The organism is Lelliottia sp. GFLA7 (genome assembly GCF_056490165.1).
In genome coordinates, this window is record NZ_JBWLAQ010000006.1 from 119,533 (window position 1) to 136,119 (window position 16,587).

The following is a 16,587-nucleotide window of genomic DNA, read 5'->3' on the forward strand; positions in this document are numbered from 1 at the left end:
AATCAATCACTTGGTTGTCTACAAAATGTGTGCATAGCCTTTTTAACTAAACATTAAATGCTTTCATTCTCAAGATGAATCCCAAGATGAGTTAATATAACGTTAATTAATCCTTTTATGCGCGACTAATGGCTCTCAATAATCCGAAAATTACGCCGGCAAGAAAGATCACTGTCCACTCGGTCAGTGATGCGCTACCGCGTGCACATTATCAGCGTTGTCCGCAGTGCGATACGCTTTTTATGTTGCCGAAGATGAAATCGCACCAGAGTGCCTATTGCCCTCGGTGTGACGCCAAAATCCGCGATGGACGCGACTGGTCGTTGACGCGACTGGCCGCCATAGCTGTCACGATGCTTTTGCTGATGCCTTTCGCATGGGGTGAACCGCTGCTCAAGCTCTATCTGCTTGGCGTGCGGATCGACGCAAACCTGCTGCAGGGCATATGGCAGATGACTCAGCAAGGCGATCCGCTGACGGGAGCGATGGTGCTGTTTTGCACCGTCGGCGCACCCGTAGTGCTGGTGGTTGCTATTGCCTATCTCTGGTTCGGCAATATTTTAGGCATGAATCTGCGCCCGGTCCTGCTGATGCTTGAGAAGCTTAAAGAGTGGGTGATGCTGGATATCTATCTGGTGGGCATCGGGGTGACGTCCATTAAAGTGCAGGATTACGCCTTTTTGCAGCCAGGTATTGGGTTGTTTGCCTTCATCGCCCTTGTGCTGCTGAGCATCCTGACGCTGATTCACCTGAATGTGGAACAGCTGTGGGAACGCTTCTATCCTCAGCGCCCTGCAACACGTCCCGATCCTAATCTCAGGGCCTGTCTGGGCTGCCATTTTACGGGATTGCCTGACGCGCGGGGCCGCTGTCCTCGCTGTCACATTCCATTGCGCCTGCGCCGTAAACACAGTTTGCAAAAATGCTGGGCCGCACTGATCGCTTCGATTGTGTTCCTACTCCCGGCAAATCTCCTGCCAATCTCCGTTATTTATCTTAACGGCGGACGGCAGGAAGACACCATTATGTCTGGCATCGTCTCCCTGGCGCACAGTAACTTCGCGGTGGCTGGCGTGGTGTTTATTGCCAGTATTTTGGTGCCGTTTACCAAAGTGATTGTCATGTTTACCTTGCTCATTAGCATTCAGTTTAAGTGTGAACAAGGGCTACGGGCACGTATCTTGCTTTTGCGTTTTGTTACGTGGATTGGTCGCTGGTCGATGTTGGATTTGTTCGTTATTTCGTTGATGATGTCGCTGATCAATCGCGATCAGTTACTTGCTTTTACTATGGGACCCGCGGCTTTTTATTTCGGCTCTGCGGTGATATTGACTATTCTTGCAGTGGAATGGCTGGATAGCCGCTTACTTTGGGATGCACATGAGTCAGGAAACGCCCGCTTCGCCGACTGAAGCGAGAATTAAAACAAAACGCCGTATTTCGCCCTTCTGGCTACTGCCTGTTATCGCATTGATGATAGCGGGTTGGCTTATCTGGACGAGTTACGAAGATCGCGGTAATACCGTGACCATTGATTTCCAGACCGCCGACGGCATTGTCGCTGGGCGAACACCCGTTCGCTTCCAGGGCGTTGAAGTGGGCACTGTCCAGGATATCCGGCTCGGTAAGGAGCTGAATAAAATCGAGGTTCGTGCCAGCATAAAAGCGGATATGCAGGATGCACTGCGCAGTGAAACGCAGTTCTGGTTGGTTACGCCAAAAGCGTCTCTGGCGGGCGTTTCTGGGCTGGATGCGCTGGTGGGCGGGAACTATATCGGTATGATGCCAGGTAAAGGTGAGCCTCAGGAACACTTTACCGCGCTGGATACACAACCAAAATACCGGCTGAACAACGGCGATCTGATGATTCAGCTTCACTCGCCGGATTTGGGCTCGCTCAACAGCGGGTCGCTGGTTTATTTCCGCAAAATCCCGGTCGGGCGCGTCTATGACTACGCCATTAACCCGAATAAACAGGGTGTGACGATTGATGTGCTGATCGAGCGTCGATTCACTTCGCTGGTCAAAAAAGGCAGCCGTTTCTGGAACGTATCGGGCGTGGATGCTGATGTCAGCTTGAGCGGCGCAAAAGTGAAGCTCGAAAGCCTGGCAGCACTGGTGAATGGTGCTATCGCCTTTGACTCACCAGAAGGGTCTAAACCCGCTGAGGTCGATGACAATTTCGGGCTGTATGCCGATTTGGCGCACAGCCAGCGCGGCGTAATCGTGAAACTGGCCTTGCCGAACGCACAAGGTTTGAAAGCCGGCTCTACACCACTGATGTATCAAGGCTTGCAAGTGGGTCAGCTCACCAAACTGACACTGAATCCGGGTGGTTCAGTGACTGGCGAAATGACCGTTGATCCAAGCGTGGTCGATCTGCTTCGCGAGAGAACACGGCTTGAGCTTCGCAATCCAAAACTCTCACTCAGCGACGCCAACATCAGCAGTCTGCTGACAGGCAGCACCTTTGAGCTGATTCCCGGTGATGGCAAACCTAACAATAATTTTGTCATTGCCCCAGCGGATAAAGCCCTGCTGCAAAAGCCCGGTGTGATGACGCTGACCCTCAATGCACCAGAAAGCTACGGTATCGAAGCGGGCCAGCCGTTACTCTTACATGGCGTGCAGGTGGGCCAGGTCCTGGAACGTAAATTGACGGAAGACGGGGTGATTTTCTCCGTGGCGGTCGATCCGCAATACCGTGATTTAGTACATGGCGACAGCAAATTCGTGGTTAACAGCCGCGTAGATGTCAAAGTGGGTTTCGACGGGGTTGAGTTCCTTGGCGCAAGCGCTGGCGAATGGCTCAGCGGCGGCGTCCGTATCCTGCCGGGTCAGAAAGGGGAAATGCGCGAAGCCTATCCGCTGTATGCCAATCTGGATAAAGCAATTGAAAACAGCATGAGCGACTTGCCAACCACCACGTTGACGCTCAGCGCTGACACGCTGCCTGACGTTCAGGCGGGTTCAGTCGTTTTATATCGCAAGTTCCAGGTGGGCGAAATCATCACCGTGCGACCGCGTGCCAATGCCTTTGATATCGAACTGCATATCAAACCGGAATATCGTAACTTACTGACTGCCAACAGCGTGTTCTGGGCAGAAGGCGGCGCAAAAGTGCAGCTCAATGGCAGCGGGTTGACCGTACAAGCGGCTCCCCTCTCCCGTGCGCTGCGTGGTGCGATCAGCTTCGATAACTTAAGTGGTGCGGGTGCCAACCAGCGCAAAGGCGACAAACGTATTCTGTATCCGTCCGAAACCGCCGCGCGTGCGGTCGGCGGCCAGATTACGCTGCACGCCTTTGACGCGGGCAAACTCGCCGAGGGAATGCCGATTCGCTATTTAGGGATTGATATCGGGCAGATCCAGAAACTGACGCTGATTACCGCACGCAATGAAGTGCAGGCTACAGCGGTCCTTTATCCGGAATACGTGCAGAACTTTGCTCGCATGGGAACACGCTTCTCGGTCGTTACCCCGCAGATTTCTGCGGCGGGGGTCGAGCATCTGGACACCATTCTGCAGCCTTATATCAACGTTGAACCGGGCAGCGGTAAGGCGCGTCGCGACTTTGAACTCCAGGAAGCGACGATCACCGACTCCCGTTATCTTGACGGATTGAGCATTGTGGTCGAAGTGCCGGAAGCGGGCTCCATGAGCATCGGTACGCCAGTGCTGTTCCGCGGTATCGAGGTCGGGACCGTCACTGGCTTGACGCTGGGCACTCTGTCAGATCGCGTGATGGTTGGGCTGCGCATCAGCGAACGCTTCCAGCATCTGGTTCGCAACAACTCAGTCTTCTGGATGGCGTCGGGATATTCGCTGGACTTCGGTCTGACCGGCGGCGTTGTAAAAACCGGGACGTTTAACCAGTTCATTCGCGGCGGTATCGCCTTCGCCACCCCACCGGGTACTCCGCTCGCGCCGAAAGCGCAGACGGGTAAACATTTCTTGTTGCTCGAGAGTGAACCGAAAGAGTGGCGTGAATGGGGAACCGCACTGCCACGTTAATCCCACAGGCTCCGGTGTCAACGCGCCGGAGCCTTTATGTTACACTGCGCGCCTGAACTATTCCCAGTGGTGTGTCCGTGGCTCAAAACTCCGTATTTTTTCCTGACGAATTCCTGGCGCAAATGCGCGAGGCGCTTCCCGCTCATCTCTCTTTTGATGCGTTTATCGCAGCCTGCCAGCGCCCTTTACGCCGCAGCATTCGCGTCAATACACTCAAAATCAGCGTAGAAGATTTCCTGGCGCTGGTTTCTCCGTATCGCTGGCAGTTGACGCCCGTGCCATGGTGCGCAGAAGGTTTCTGGATTGAACGCGAAGATGAGGATGCACTGCCGCTCGGGAGCACGGCCGAACATTTAAGCGGGCTGTTTTATATTCAGGAAGCCAGCTCGATGCTTCCGGTCACTGCGTTGTTTGCAGAGGATAATCAACCAGAACGGGTGATGGATGTTGCGGCGGCACCGGGTTCAAAAACCACCCAAATCGCCGCGCGAATGGGTAATCGCGGTGTCATTCTGGCGAATGAATTTTCAGCAAGCCGGGTCAAAGTGTTACACGCCAACATCAGTCGCTGCGGGATCAGCAACGTCGCCCTGACCCACTTTGACGGACGCGTTTTTGGTGCCGCGTTGCCGGAATCCTTCGATGCCATTCTGCTGGATGCACCGTGTTCAGGTGAAGGCGTGGTCCGTAAAGATCCCGACGCGCTTAAAAACTGGTCTGTTGCCAGTAATCTCGAGATTGCCGCCACCCAACGCGAACTTATCGATAGCGCGTTTCATGCGCTGCGCCCCGGTGGAACGCTGGTTTACTCTACCTGCACGTTGAACCGTGACGAAAACGAATCGGTATGCCTGTGGCTCAAAGAACAATACCCCCAGGCGGTAGAGTTTCTGCCGCTAGATTCGCTTTTCCCCTCCGCAACAGAGGCACTGACGCCTGAAGGGTTCCTGCACGTTTTCCCGCAGATATTCGATTGCGAGGGTTTCTTCGTTGCACGTATACGTAAAACGGCGGTCATTGAGCCATTGCCTGCGCCGAAATACAAAGTCGGCAATTTCCCGTTTGCCCCACTCAAAGGGCGCGAGACGGCACAGATTGTCGCTGCGGCGCAAAAAGCAGGGCTTCAGTGGGATGAGAATTTACGTCTCTGGCAACGCGATAAAGAGATCTGGCTCTTCCCGGTGGAAGTCGAAACGATGATCGGCAAAGTGCGTTTCTCCCGTATCGGCATGCGATTAGCCGAAGTGCATAATAAAGGCTACCGTTGGCAGCATGAGGCGGTCATCGCCCTGGCCAATGACGCGAACACCTTTGCTCTGACCCACACTGAAGCAGAAGAGTGGTATCGCGGACGCGATGTTTATCCTGAGCTCGCGCCCACGAGTGACGAAGTGGTCGTCACTTATCAGGGCTTTCCCTTAGGCCTGGCGAAGAAAATTGGTTCCAGGCTGAAAAACAGCTATCCGCGAGAACTCGTTCGCGACGGTCGTTTGTTTACCGGCCACGACAGCGCCAATTAAAAAACCGCACATTTTCACTGGCACTTTTGCTCTCCTGCACTACGCTAAAAAATGGACGATCACACTGGTCGAACCAGATTTTAAGCAAAACTGCGGAGAGCATTATGACGAAAACCAACGTGCGTATCGGCGCATTTGAAATCGACGATGCCGAGTTGCAAGGCGATAACCAAGGCGATCGAACGTTAACCATTCCGTGTAAATCCGATCCGGATTTATGTATGCAGCTTGATGCCTGGGATGCGGACACCAGTGTCCCAGCAATCCTTGATGGCGAACATTCCGTCCTTTACCGTGAGCACTACGATCAACAGTCCGATGCCTGGGTCATGCGTCTTGCCTGATTCAAAAAGAACCCGCCCGAAGGCGGGTTATTTATCCCCTCAAATTTCCCCTGCGATAAATCATCCCCTACACTCATAGTCTGGAAGCCAGATCAGAGGATGAGATGTTTGCACTGGTACTTTTTGTTTGTTACCTGGACGGCGGCTGTGATGACATCGTTATCGATGTTTACAACACCGAATGGCAGTGCGTGGCGTCGAAGAAAGAACAGCGAATCCGCCATGGCGGTTGCTACCCTGTCGAAGATTTTATTGACGGATTCTGGTCACCCGCACAGGAATACAGCGACTTTTAATTACTGTAATTGAGCCAGCGTCAACGCTCCACCGAACACAGCGCCCGTATCGATATAGTGCAGGTTGTGAAAGTCGCTGCGTTTGTCGAGTGGAGTATGGCCAAACCAGAAATGGTCAGCGCCAGAAATCCCTTCCCCCTCTCCGTTCAGTAAACGGGTCAACCGCTCTCGATTCCACAACACGCGATGGAGATTGACAGGTTTATCGCGAAGGTAAGCAGAAGAGGGGTAATCGGCATGAGCAATAACATTTCGGCCACTTTCACAGGTTATTTCAATAATATGCGGTAATTCCCGGCACGCCTTGAGTAATATTATTACTTTTAATTTTTGCGAAGACGTCAGGCGAGAAAACCATATACCTCCATTTATCGTCCAGAGTGCAAAATCATTATTTTCGAGGGCATCCAGCGCCATTTGTTCATGATTGCCCCGCACCGCATGGAACCATTTTTCATGTGTCAGTTGCAGGCATTTGACGCTATCCGGCCCGCGATCGATAAGGTCACCTACGGAAATAAGCAAATCCTTACTCGGATTAAAACCGCGCTGTTTTAATTCATCAATCAGCCACTGGTAGCAACCGTGAATGTCGCTTACCACCCAGATATGCCGCCATTTTTTGCCATCGAATGATTGATACATAGCGCCTCCTTTAAAAGTATAGCTTGCCATTTCATTTAAAAAGATCGCCGGATTTTGTTGCCAATATCAATCATGGTTAAACGAAGCCCAAATAAAGGTTTAGCAACTCTTAAATCATCCTGTTCAGGACCTTAGAATAGACTGAGAATTCTAATGAGGTCTCCATCGTGTCAAACACCAGCCTGCAAATCGATGTGCCTGAAGCACAACCCGTTAATATTATTTCATCGCTGATCAATGGCCAGCTTATCCCTGGCGCAATCTGGCGCAAGCGTGACTATCGTCTAAAGTTCTTCCTGCGCTCATTGCTGTTCTGGTCTTCGACTAACCACATGTTGACTGCGCTGTCGCGACGGGCTGATTTTGACAAGCTGCTGGCTGCACAGATCACGTTGCCGAGTAAAACGCATCGGCAGTATCTGACACGAGGAATCGGCGCTAAACAGCGTGCCGAGGCGGTCATTCACCACTATGAATGGCTGGATGCTTTACCTGATGCCAACTTGAAAAACGCCCTTACCCATCAAATTGCGCAGCCCGTTGTGCACTTTCAGGCAAAAGATGACGTTGGCTATACCGTATTTGCGTCAACCGCAAGCAAAGCGGAGCGCGAAGGCGAGAGCACGCTTTGGCTGCGCGACAATGAAGACACTCTGCTGGCGAGCCTGACATTCAGCGTTGTGCCTGAAGGCGATCATTCAGCACTGGTTATCGGTGGACTTCAGGGACCGCGCAGAGGCGTGACGCGTGACGCGATCAAAAAAGCCACCCGAGCTTGCCACGGCCTGTTCCCGAAACGCGTGCTGATGGAAGTCATTTTTAATCTCGTAGCTCAAAGTGATATTAAAGCTATTTACGGCGTCAGTGATGAAGGCCACGTATTCCGCGCCCTGCGCTATCGCCTGAGCAAAGGCCGACACTTCCATGCCAGCTATGATGAATTCTGGGCTTCTATCGACGGTAACAAAATCTCATCGTTCCGCTGGGCGTTGCCGTTAGCAATGGAGCGTAAATCGCTTGAAAGTATCGCCAGCAAAAAGCGCGCGGAATACCGCCGTCGCTTTGGCTTACTGGATGAGATCGCGGAGTCCGTTAAAGCACGGTTTTAACCGGATGGCAGCTTCGCCACTGTCATACATAAATTTAACAAAACCGCCAAAAAGCGCTGGACTTTCGCCTGCCCGATTGTGGTATGGTTAAAAGAGAAGCACAGGACGTTCTTCATCTGCAGAGACTCAAAACGGGAAATGAGTTCATTATCATGCAGATAAAAAGAGACCGAATACGATTCCTGTATTCGGTCCAGGGAAATGGCTCTTGGGATAGAGCCGTGCGCTAAAAGTTGGCATTAATGCAGGCTAACTACGCCTGACACTCTAAGAATAGATGACGACGCCAGGTTTTCCAGTCCGCAACTAAAGTGGTCAGAAAAAAAGCGTGAGATCATCCCAAAACAAAAAAACCGCAATGCTTTCGAAAGAAGCCTGCGGTTTTTTTATTGGAAACGTGTGGGCCTAACAGAGCTTATCGGCGCGCTCGATAAAGGGCGCAAGACTCATCTTCTGGCTCGGGTTTGCCGGGTCATCAATCTGAATAACGCTGATCGGCTGTCCCTTGCTTTGACCGTTAGCGACCTGCTTTTCTGCCACATCGTTCAGTGGATATTGCACCAGCGTGCTGGGATTAATCGCATACAGGGCGTGTCCCGGACGGCAGGTGAGCATGACCTCTTCCCGATTGAAAGCCCATTTTTCTTTACCCACCTCGAAGCGACTCACGGTAATCACCTGTGGGGCAGCAAACGCGGAACCGGCGCAAGCCAGCAATAAAAGAGAAAGCACTGTTTTTTTCATAGCGTTAAACCTTGTCAGAAAGGCTCCCAGGTGGCGAAAAGACTGACAACTGCCAGCACCAGCGCCCCTAATACAACCTCAGCCTGTGTCATCCAGATAAAAAATTGTTGCTCACGCCCGGCATCAGGGCGGAATCGTGGCACCAGAACATACCGATTCACCAGCGCAATGGCTACCATTAGCGCCACCAGCGCACATTTGAACAAAAGCATCTGCCCATATTCCGTACGCCATGGCACAGTTATCCCGATGATCAATAGCATGTTAGCGATGCCGGATAAAATCACACCCGCCACCGCATAGTGACCCACTCGAGAAAAACGCATCATGGTATAAATGGCTGCGTTGCGCCAGCGCCCCTTAGTCAGGCGCAGACAAAAAATGAGCGGCAGCAGCGCGCCAACCCATATTGCAGCACAAAGCAGATGAATCGCATGATTGACGCGTTGTAACGCACCCTCGGCGCCATCACGCATCGCCGCATGTCCGACACCTGCCAGAAGAACGAACTGACTGGCTGCCAACATTAATATCAGCCGCGCACTTTTGGTTGGGGCGATCCACGCCGCACATGCGGTCAGCACTGCAAAAACAATCTGCCACAGCCAGACGCTGCCAAACTGGGTGCTGGCAACCGCCATCCACACTTCAGGACGCAAAACGTCAGCCCAGCCCTCGCCCATTAAACCGCCCTGCGTCGCCAGCATCAGCACCGCGGATCCCAGGCTCAAGATGGCAGCGATTTTTTGCTGTCGCTGAAAGCGGCGCGTCATCAGGCGTTGCAACGAGGAAGGGGCCAGCCACGCGCTGTACAACGCGTTACCGAAAATAACTATCAGCGCGGCAAAGTGCACAAAGCGCAGGGCGACGTAGCTGAATGCCAGCATGTTATTTCACACTGAAGTGATAGCTGCCTTTGGTTTTGTGGCCGTCAACGGACACCACATGCCAATCCACCTGATAGGTCCCCGGCGTTAATGCTTGCTCAAGCGGCGCGATAAGCTGAGTTTTATCATTTTCAGCCCGTTTTACCGCACCGACTTTTACAATTTGCTGCTTATCGTCGGTGATCGTAATGCCGCTAAATTTTGGCTCGATGCCTTCCGAAAAATTCAACGTCAGCGCCTGTGGCGCGGCGGCGACTTGCGCGTCAGCGGCAGGATATTGGTGTTTCAGATGCGCGTGCGCCAGCGCTGCGGGAGCCGCCACAACGGAGAGGAAAAAAGTCAGTGCACAAGCCGCGCGGGATGAGGTAAATACCATTTCAATCATTCCTTTTGGTTATGTCTATCTGACAGAGGATAACGCTGTATAATATCTGAGTCGAGGATCATCCTCCGGCGGCTTGTCAACGGCATGCAACCGCGGTAACGTTGGCGCCGCAAAAACAGGAGAAGAGAATGAAGATTAATCTGGCGACCCTTCCTCAGGACGAGATGGATAAAGTAAACGTCGATCTGGCGGCTGCGGGTGTGGCCTTTAAAGAACGCTATAACATGCCTATCATTGCCGAAGTCGTTGAGCGCGAACAGCCCGCTCATCTGCGCGACTGGTTTCGCGAACGACTGATTGCGCATCGCCTTACCTCTGTGACGCTGTCGCGCTTACCTTACGAACCTAAAGTTAAGTAAACGCTGCATCTGGTGACATTTCCTTACAGGGATTGTGGCAGGATAAGAAAACCCTGAATTATTCAGGTGTATTATCGAATCTTTGCGACGAAGTGCATAAGGAAATCACGATGTCTCCATGGAATGTTGCCGCCGCCCAGTACGACCCAGGCCAACAGGGTATCGACGCCCACGTTCAAGACCACCTGCGTTTTATCGACGCAGCCGCCCGTCAAAAGTGCCATTTACTGGTTTTCCCGGAACTCTCATTGACGGGCCCGGCAAATGACAGCGGTATTTTGGCCGCCCCGCCCAGTGAGCACGATTTGGCTCCCGTCGTTCGCGCCGCTCACACTCTCAACATTACGGTGATCGCCGGGTTAACGCTCGATATCAAGGGATCTCGCCAGAAAGGGCTTGCGCTGTTTTCCCCTAAAATGGCCAGGCCGCTGTGCTATCGACAGGGCACCGGTGCGTGCCTGTCTGCAGACGATCCGCACCTGCTCATCGTCGACAGCAAAAAAGAACTCCCCGCCATCGATCCCCTGGCTGCATTATTCACCAGCAGTCAGGCCATCAGTGAGACGCGTTGCCGCGATTCGATTAGCCGCCTGCAGCGTTTCGCCCATAGATACGCTATCGCCGTCCTGATGGCGAATGCTCACGGGAACAGCGCGCTGTGGGATGCAAGTGGGCAATTAATTGTTCGCGCGGATAAAGGCGAACTCTTATTAACGGGTTCCTGGGGTAAGCAGGGTTGGCAAGGTGATATCATTCCATTACGCTAAACGTTTTAAGGCCAGGAGCGAGCCATGCTGCGTGTCATCGATACTGAAACCTGCGATCTGCAGGGCGGGATTGTCGAGGTCGCGTCTGTTGACGTCATCAACGGACAGATAGTTAACCCGATGAGCCATCTGGTTCGTCCCGATCGCCCTATCAGCCCTCAGGCGATGGCAATTCACCGTATCACAGAATCGATGGTGGCCGATAAACCGTGGATTGAAGAGGTGATCCCGAACTACTACGGTAGTACATGGTATGTCGCGCATAACGCGAGTTTTGACCGCCGCGTATTGCCTGAAATGCCCGGAGAATGGATCTGCACGATGAAGCTGGCGCGGCGCTTATGGCCGGGGATTAAATACAGCAATATGGCGTTGTATAAATCCCGCAAACTGAGCGTCAAAACGCCGGAAGGTCTCCATCACCACCGCGCGCTGTATGATTGCTATATTACGGCAGCGTTGCTCATTGATATCATGAATAACTCGGGATGGACGCCGGATGATATGGCGATCATCACCGGCCGCCCTGCGCTGTTGACGACCTTTACCTTTGGTAAATATCGCGGGAAAGCGGTGTCTGAAGTGGCCGAGCGCGATCCGGGTTATTTGCGCTGGTTATACAACAACCTCGACCGCATGAGCCCGGAGCTGCGCCTGACGTTGCGCCATTATCTGGACGAGGCCTGATCGGCTGAATGGCCTTGCAGCGTCCCCTGTGCAAGGCCAATGATAAAGGCAAATTCCAGCGCCACCCCTTCATACGATTTAAAGCGGCCAGATTTACCGCCGTGCCCGGAGTCCATATCCGTGCAAAGCAGCAGTAAATTATCGTCCGTTTTCAATTCACGCAGTTTCGCCACCCATTTTGCTGGCTCCCAGTATTGCACCTGAGAATCATGCAGGCCTGTCGTCACCAGCATATGAGGATAGGCTTTGGGCTCCACGTTATCGTACGGGCTGTATTCCTTCATGTAGCGATAATAGGTTTCATCCTGCGGATTACCCCATTCCTCAAATTCACCGGTAGTTAAGGGGATCGATTCATCCAGCATGGTGGTCACCACGTCGACGAAAGGCACCTGCGCAACAATGCCCTTGAATCGTTCCGGGCGCTGGTTGATGACTGTTCCCATGAGCATTCCGCCCGCACTGCCGCCCATACCAAAGCACAGGTCAGGATCGCCGTAGCCTTTCGCAATCAAATCGTCGCAAACGTCGAGATAGTCGTTAAAGGTATTTTTCTTCTTCAGGAACTTGCCGTCTTCATACCAGTAATGTCCCAACTCCCCGCCGCCGCGGATGTGCGCAATCGCATACACAAATCCCCGGTCGAGCAGGCTCAGTCGGCTGCTACTGAAATCCGCATCCATACTGGACCCGTACGAGCCGTAGCCGTAAACCAGCAGCGGATTTTTGCCTTTGCGGAAATGATCTTTGTGATACACCAATGATACCGGCACTTCTACGCCGTCGCGAGCCGTCACCCACAGGTGTTCGCTGCGGTAATGGCTGGCGTCAAACCCGGTGACTTCCGCCTGTTTGATCACCTTCCGCTGTCCAGTATCCATGTCCAGTTCAAACAGTGTGTCCGGCGTCGTCATTGAGGAATAGCCGTAGCGTAGCCGCGAAGACTCCGGTTCGGGATTATGACCAATCCACGTTACGTAGGCCGGATCGTCAAAGGCAATACCCACTACTTCGCGTGTTTTACGGTTAATTTGACGAATACTGGTCAGCCCGCGCTGGCGCTCTTCAACCACCAGCCAGTCGGTGAACAGGGTAAACCCTTCCAGCATGACCTGATCGCGAGCCGGGATCAGCACTTCCCATTTGCGTTCATCACGGACTTTGGTTTTATACAGGCCGAAGTTTTTGCCTTCACGGTTAGAGCGCAGATAAAAAGAGTGCTGGAAGTGATCGAGACTGTATTCATGGTCTTTACGACGCGGCAAAAAACAGAGCGGCTGGGCATCGGGCAGTTCGGCATCCAGCAGCAGCACTTCCGTAGTGGTCGCACTGCCCAGCGAGATAATCACATAGTGTTTCGAGGTGGTTTTATGCAGGCTGACGTAAAACGTCTCGTCTTTTTCTTCATACACCAGCTCGTCGTTATCCGAAGAAGTGCCCACCGTGTGGCGCCACACCTGATAAGGCAGCAACGTCAACGCATGTTTTTTGACGTAATAGACCGTTTCTGAATCATTCGCCCAAACGAAAGCTGAAGAGACGTTATCCAGCATCTCTGGATACCAGTTTCCGGTCTCAAGATTGCGAAATCGCAGACCATATTGTCGCCGCGAAAGATAATCCTCCGCCAGCGCCATAATGGTGTTGTCAGGCGAAATGCCCATCCCGCCGAGCGTGTAGAATTCGCTGTGTGCGGCACGCTGGTTGGCATCAAGCAGTATTTCCCAGTCGTCCCACTCAGCGCTCAATACCGGCTGGCGTTGATAGATAGGGTATTCGTTGCCCGGTTCGTAGATGTGGCGATAGCGGTAACCGTTTCGGGTCCAGGGCGCGGAGATATCGCGCTGCGGTTCGCGTGCGACCATTTCGGCCAACAGTTGATGCTGCAACGCCTGCTGAGAAGACATGACCTGACGGCCATAGTCATTTTCCTGGTGAAGGTAGTCGAGAACCTCTGGCTGCGAGCGTGAATCATCCCGCAGCCAGTAGTAATTATCGATGCGCGTGTCACCGTGTGCGGTGAGCGCTTTTGGAATGCGTCGGGCTTTTGGCAGCATGTCAGTCTTTCTTTTATGTTTTACACCCTATAAGGGTGGCAAAACACACGCATGATGCAAGCGAAACGTGACAGCCGCAGACGAAATTTACCCCGGTAATGCCTGTTTTTGCGCCTGAATATCCTTTTCAATGCCTTCGCGAACATCGTGCGGAATTTTGAGCGCGTCGCCCAGCGCATTCAGATAGCTGCGTTCCATAAAATGATCGATGTCGATGGCCGCACAGCTGAGGAAGTACAGCTCAAGCGCTTCTTCTTCATTCTTGACACTCTGCGCCAGACGCGCGGGATCCAGCGGCTGTTCAATCGCCTGGGCTACCAACGCTCTGCCCTGCTCCTCCACGCCCGCTTCCTGCATCTGCTGTTCAATGGCGGTGCGCTCCTGGTCGTCAATGTGTCCGTCGCTTTTAGCAGCAAAGACCAGCGCCAGAATTAACCGCTCGGTGCGCACATCAATTGGCGAAGTGTGTTGCCCAAACTGGGGTTCGCCTTGATGAGCCGTTCGGACTTTATCCTTGTACTTATTCCAGAGCACCGTTCCGGCGATGGCTCCTCCACCGGCTAACAGCGCGCCCGTGCCGTACTTGGCCAACAGCTTTCGCGAGGATTTATTCGCCACCAATAAGCCAGCCAGACCGCCCAGCGCCCCCGGCACCAGCAACTTGCTCAGCCCCTGCTCGCCGGAAGATGACGCCTTTTGACCTAACATCGACTGCAATTGATTTAACCAGCCTGACATATTCTTCCCCACTTATCCGTTCACAATTATCACAGCCTAAGCGAGGTGATGTCAGGAAATGTCTGTCCGTGCTAAAGAAGCGCAAATTTCCCGACCCAGCATCATTCCCTTTCCCAGGTGAAGACACACGCAAACGTTTTCGTATATACTGCGCGCAACTTTTTCAGGGGGATTTTATGACTTGTTTAGGAACTGCGCTGCGTCCGGCAGCCACGCGCGTCATGCTGTTAGGTTCGGGCGAACTGGGAAAAGAAGTGGCGATTGAATGCCAGCGTCTGGGCATCGAAGTGATCGCTGTAGATCGTTATGCCGATGCCCCGGCCATGCGCGTTGCACACCGGTCGTACGTTATCAATATGCTGGATGGCGATGCCCTTCGCACACTGATCGAACGCGAAAATCCTGACTATGTCGTGCCGGAAATCGAAGCCATCGCGACCGATACCTTGCTGTCACTGGAAGCGGAAGGCCAGCGCGTTGTGCCTTGCGCGCGCGCCGCGAAGCTGACCATGAACCGTGAAGGCATACGTCGTCTCGCGGCGGAAGAGTTGGCAATCCCGACGTCAAGCTACCGTTTCGCCGATGGCAAAGCCGATTTCCTGCTGGCCGTTGAAGAGATTGGTTACCCGTGCATCATTAAGCCGGTAATGAGTTCTTCGGGTAAAGGACAGAGCTTTATTCGCGATGAAAGCGCGCTGGATAAAGCCTGGGACTATGCCCAACAGGGTGGCCGTGCGGGTGCCGGACGCGTCATCGTTGAGGGCGTGGTGAAATTTGATTTTGAAATCACCCTGCTCACAGTGAGCGCGGTCGATGGCGTGCATTTCTGCGACCCGATTGGGCATCGTCAGGAAGACGGCGATTACCGCGAATCCTGGCAGCCGCAAAAAATGAGCGCTCTGGCGCTTGAGCGCGCACAGGAGATCGCCCGTAAAGTGGTCATCGCCCTGGGCGGTTTCGGCCTGTTTGGCGTTGAACTGTTTGTGTGTGGCGACGACGTCATTTTCAGCGAAGTGTCCCCTCGCCCGCACGATACCGGCATGGTCACGCTGATATCTCAGGATCTTTCAGAGTTTGCCCTGCATGTGCGCGCATTCTTGGGCTTGCCTGTGGGCGGAATTCGTCAGTATGGCCCTGCGGCGTCCGCCGTGATCCTCCCGAAACTCACCAGTCAAAATGTGATGTTTGATCGCGTAGAATCAGCTGTTGGGGCGGGTCTGCAAGTGCGTTTGTTTGGGAAACCGAAAATCGACGGTTCGCGTCGTCTGGGTGTGACGTTAGCGGTAGCGGATAGCGTGGAAGAGGCCGTGACGAGAGCGAAAAAAGCCAGTGCGAGTGTGAACGTCAGAGGATAAACAAAACGGGCCTTTTGGCCCGTTTTTGATGGTCTTACTGTTTCGCGCCTTCGACGGCTTCGCGCGCCAGTTTGGTGATGCGATCCCAGTCGCCCGCTTCCAGTGCATCCGCCGGAACCAGCCAGGAACCACCGATACACAGCACGCTTTTCAGCGCGAGGTAGTCGCGGTAGTTTGCCGGGGAGATACCGCCAGTTGGGCAGAAACGCACCTGAGAGAACGGGCCTGCAATCGCTTGCAGCGCTTTAGTGCCGCCGTTCGCTTCAGCCGGGAAGAACTTGAACTCTTTCAGACCGTAGTCCATACCCAGCATCAGTTCGGAAACCGTGCTGATCCCTGGAATCAACGGGATAGAACCTTCGGTTGCCGCTTTCAGCAGTGGCTCAGTCAGGCCAGGGCTGATGGCAAACTGTGCGCCTGCTTCAGTCACTTCAGCCAATTGCTGCGGATTCAGAACGGTACCAGCACCGATAATGGCATCAGGTACTTCCTTCGCAATGGCACGGATTGCATCCATCGCACATGGCGTACGCAGCGTCACTTCCAGAACACGAACCCCACCTGCAACCAGCGCTTTCGCCATCGGAACGGCGTGCTCCAGTTTATTCACCACGATAACCGGCACTACAGGGCCCGTTGTCAGGATTGCTTCCGCACTTGTTTTCCAGTTTTTCATCAGT

At 53.4% G+C, this 16,587-nt stretch carries 17 protein-coding genes; 10 read left to right on the top strand and 7 right to left on the bottom strand.

Annotated features, from left to right (window positions below; genetic code table 11):
• Nucleotides 1-128 precede the first annotated feature (128 nt).
• From yebS to AC07RN_RS16495, 5 genes are all read left to right on the top strand, one after another.
• Nucleotides 129-1,412 (top strand): membrane integrity lipid transport subunit YebS, encoded by a 1,284-nt coding sequence (gene yebS, locus AC07RN_RS16475; RefSeq protein WP_478336844.1) that lies wholly within the window; start codon nucleotides 129-131, stop codon nucleotides 1,410-1,412.
• Nucleotides 1,381-4,014, top strand: coding sequence for a PqiB family protein (locus AC07RN_RS16480; protein ID WP_478336845.1), 2,634 nt, complete (start codon nucleotides 1,381-1,383; stop codon nucleotides 4,012-4,014). Before yebS ends, AC07RN_RS16480 begins: the two co-directional genes overlap by 32 nt.
• A gap of 77 nt (nucleotides 4,015-4,091) precedes the next feature.
• Nucleotides 4,092-5,534: a 16S rRNA (cytosine(1407)-C(5))-methyltransferase RsmF gene (rsmF, locus tag AC07RN_RS16485; RefSeq protein WP_478336846.1), complete on the top strand. Its 1,443-nt coding sequence runs from the start codon at nucleotides 4,092-4,094 to the stop codon at nucleotides 5,532-5,534.
• Between the two features lie 104 nt (nucleotides 5,535-5,638).
• Nucleotides 5,639-5,878, top strand: a complete 240-nt coding sequence (locus AC07RN_RS16490) for a YebV family protein (protein WP_015959408.1) — start codon at nucleotides 5,639-5,641, stop codon at nucleotides 5,876-5,878.
• A 104-nt stretch (nucleotides 5,879-5,982) separates the two neighbouring features.
• Nucleotides 5,983-6,174 carry a YdfD/YebW family protein gene (locus AC07RN_RS16495; RefSeq protein WP_015959409.1) on the top strand — a complete coding sequence of 64 codons (192 nt, stop codon included), beginning with the start codon at nucleotides 5,983-5,985 and terminating at the stop codon, nucleotides 6,172-6,174.
• Here the strand turns inward: AC07RN_RS16495 and pphA are convergent, their stop codons facing one another.
• Entirely contained in the window at nucleotides 6,175-6,819 is a 645-nt protein-coding gene (pphA, locus tag AC07RN_RS16500) for a protein-serine/threonine phosphatase (protein ID WP_478336847.1), read from the bottom strand. It abuts the gene before it with no gap.
• A 167-nt stretch (nucleotides 6,820-6,986) separates the two neighbouring features.
• On the opposite strand from pphA, the gene AC07RN_RS16505 reads away from it, so the two are divergent.
• Nucleotides 6,987-7,928, top strand: coding sequence for a VirK/YbjX family protein (locus tag AC07RN_RS16505; RefSeq protein WP_015959411.1), 942 nt, complete (start codon nucleotides 6,987-6,989; stop codon nucleotides 7,926-7,928).
• A 405-nt stretch (nucleotides 7,929-8,333) separates the two neighbouring features.
• On the opposite strand, the gene AC07RN_RS16510 is transcribed toward AC07RN_RS16505, so the two are convergent.
• From AC07RN_RS16510 to yobA, 3 genes are read right to left on the bottom strand one after another with little or no spacing between them, the layout of a single operon-like run.
• The gene (locus AC07RN_RS16510; protein ID WP_235133507.1) at nucleotides 8,334-8,672 is read right to left on the bottom strand and encodes a YebY family protein; all 339 of its coding nucleotides are present in this window, start codon (nucleotides 8,670-8,672) and stop codon (nucleotides 8,334-8,336) included.
• Between the two features lie 14 nt (nucleotides 8,673-8,686).
• Nucleotides 8,687-9,559: a copper homeostasis membrane protein CopD gene (copD, locus tag AC07RN_RS16515; RefSeq protein WP_478336848.1), complete on the bottom strand. Its 873-nt coding sequence runs from the start codon at nucleotides 9,557-9,559 to the stop codon at nucleotides 8,687-8,689.
• Between the two features lies 1 nt (nucleotide 9,560).
• Nucleotides 9,561-9,935, bottom strand: a complete 375-nt coding sequence (gene yobA, locus AC07RN_RS16520) for a CopC domain-containing protein YobA (RefSeq protein ID WP_478336849.1) — start codon at nucleotides 9,933-9,935, stop codon at nucleotides 9,561-9,563.
• A 137-nt stretch (nucleotides 9,936-10,072) separates the two neighbouring features.
• On the opposite strand from yobA, the gene AC07RN_RS16525 reads away from it, so the two are divergent.
• From AC07RN_RS16525 to exoX, 3 genes are all read left to right on the top strand, one after another.
• Entirely contained in the window at nucleotides 10,073-10,303 is a 231-nt protein-coding gene (locus AC07RN_RS16525) for a DNA polymerase III subunit theta (RefSeq protein WP_015959415.1), read from the top strand.
• Between the two features lie 110 nt (nucleotides 10,304-10,413).
• Nucleotides 10,414-11,070 carry a nitrilase-related carbon-nitrogen hydrolase gene (locus AC07RN_RS16530; protein ID WP_478336850.1) on the top strand — a complete coding sequence of 219 codons (657 nt, stop codon included), beginning with the start codon at nucleotides 10,414-10,416 and terminating at the stop codon, nucleotides 11,068-11,070.
• A 24-nt stretch (nucleotides 11,071-11,094) separates the two neighbouring features.
• Nucleotides 11,095-11,757 (top strand): exodeoxyribonuclease X, encoded by a 663-nt coding sequence (gene exoX, locus AC07RN_RS16535; RefSeq protein ID WP_478336851.1) that lies wholly within the window; start codon nucleotides 11,095-11,097, stop codon nucleotides 11,755-11,757.
• Here exoX and ptrB read toward each other — a convergent pair.
• Both ptrB and AC07RN_RS16545 read right to left on the bottom strand, forming a co-directional pair.
• The gene (ptrB, locus tag AC07RN_RS16540) at nucleotides 11,739-13,814 is read right to left on the bottom strand and encodes an oligopeptidase B (protein ID WP_478336852.1); all 2,076 of its coding nucleotides are present in this window, start codon (nucleotides 13,812-13,814) and stop codon (nucleotides 11,739-11,741) included. The two genes, exoX and ptrB, sit on opposite strands and share 19 nt — an antisense overlap.
• Nucleotides 13,815-13,901: 87 nt before the next feature.
• Nucleotides 13,902-14,552 (bottom strand): tellurite resistance TerB family protein, encoded by a 651-nt coding sequence (locus tag AC07RN_RS16545; protein ID WP_407439939.1) that lies wholly within the window; start codon nucleotides 14,550-14,552, stop codon nucleotides 13,902-13,904.
• A gap of 176 nt (nucleotides 14,553-14,728) precedes the next feature.
• Here AC07RN_RS16545 and purT point away from each other — a divergent pair, with 176 nt between their 5' ends.
• The gene (purT, locus tag AC07RN_RS16550; protein WP_478336853.1) at nucleotides 14,729-15,907 is read left to right on the top strand and encodes a formate-dependent phosphoribosylglycinamide formyltransferase; all 1,179 of its coding nucleotides are present in this window, start codon (nucleotides 14,729-14,731) and stop codon (nucleotides 15,905-15,907) included.
• 34 nt (nucleotides 15,908-15,941) lie between these two features.
• Here the strand turns inward: purT and kdgA are convergent, their stop codons facing one another.
• The gene (gene kdgA, locus AC07RN_RS16555; RefSeq protein WP_015959421.1) at nucleotides 15,942-16,583 is read right to left on the bottom strand and encodes a bifunctional 4-hydroxy-2-oxoglutarate aldolase/2-dehydro-3-deoxy-phosphogluconate aldolase; all 642 of its coding nucleotides are present in this window, start codon (nucleotides 16,581-16,583) and stop codon (nucleotides 15,942-15,944) included.
• Nucleotides 16,584-16,587: the final 4 nt, after the last annotated feature.

Excerpts from the sequence above, each read along its gene's own strand:
- AC07RN_RS16530 (WP_478336850.1), top strand. The coding sequence starts at position 10,414 with ATGTCTCCATGGAATGTTGCCGCCGCCCAGTACGACCCAGGCCAACAG.
- purT (WP_478336853.1), top strand. The coding sequence starts at position 14,729 with ATGACTTGTTTAGGAACTGCGCTGCGTCCGGCAGCCACGCGCGTCATG.
- AC07RN_RS16545 (WP_407439939.1), bottom strand. The coding sequence starts at position 14,552 with ATGTCAGGCTGGTTAAATCAATTGCAGTCGATGTTAGGTCAAAAGGCG.
- AC07RN_RS16510 (WP_235133507.1), bottom strand. The coding sequence starts at position 8,672 with ATGAAAAAAACAGTGCTTTCTCTTTTATTGCTGGCTTGCGCCGGTTCC.
- AC07RN_RS16495 (WP_015959409.1), top strand. The coding sequence starts at position 5,983 with ATGTTTGCACTGGTACTTTTTGTTTGTTACCTGGACGGCGGCTGTGAT.
- exoX (WP_478336851.1), top strand. The coding sequence starts at position 11,095 with ATGCTGCGTGTCATCGATACTGAAACCTGCGATCTGCAGGGCGGGATT.
- AC07RN_RS16480 (WP_478336845.1), top strand. The coding sequence starts at position 1,381 with ATGAGTCAGGAAACGCCCGCTTCGCCGACTGAAGCGAGAATTAAAACA.
- pphA (WP_478336847.1), bottom strand. The coding sequence starts at position 6,819 with ATGTATCAATCATTCGATGGCAAAAAATGGCGGCATATCTGGGTGGTA.
- yobA (WP_478336849.1), bottom strand. The coding sequence starts at position 9,935 with ATGGTATTTACCTCATCCCGCGCGGCTTGTGCACTGACTTTTTTCCTC.
- kdgA (WP_015959421.1), bottom strand. The coding sequence starts at position 16,583 with ATGAAAAACTGGAAAACAAGTGCGGAAGCAATCCTGACAACGGGCCCT.
- AC07RN_RS16525 (WP_015959415.1), top strand. The coding sequence starts at position 10,073 with ATGAAGATTAATCTGGCGACCCTTCCTCAGGACGAGATGGATAAAGTA.
- yebS (WP_478336844.1), top strand. The coding sequence starts at position 129 with ATGGCTCTCAATAATCCGAAAATTACGCCGGCAAGAAAGATCACTGTC.
- AC07RN_RS16490 (WP_015959408.1), top strand. The coding sequence starts at position 5,639 with ATGACGAAAACCAACGTGCGTATCGGCGCATTTGAAATCGACGATGCC.
- copD (WP_478336848.1), bottom strand. The coding sequence starts at position 9,559 with ATGCTGGCATTCAGCTACGTCGCCCTGCGCTTTGTGCACTTTGCCGCG.
- ptrB (WP_478336852.1), bottom strand. The coding sequence starts at position 13,814 with ATGCTGCCAAAAGCCCGACGCATTCCAAAAGCGCTCACCGCACACGGT.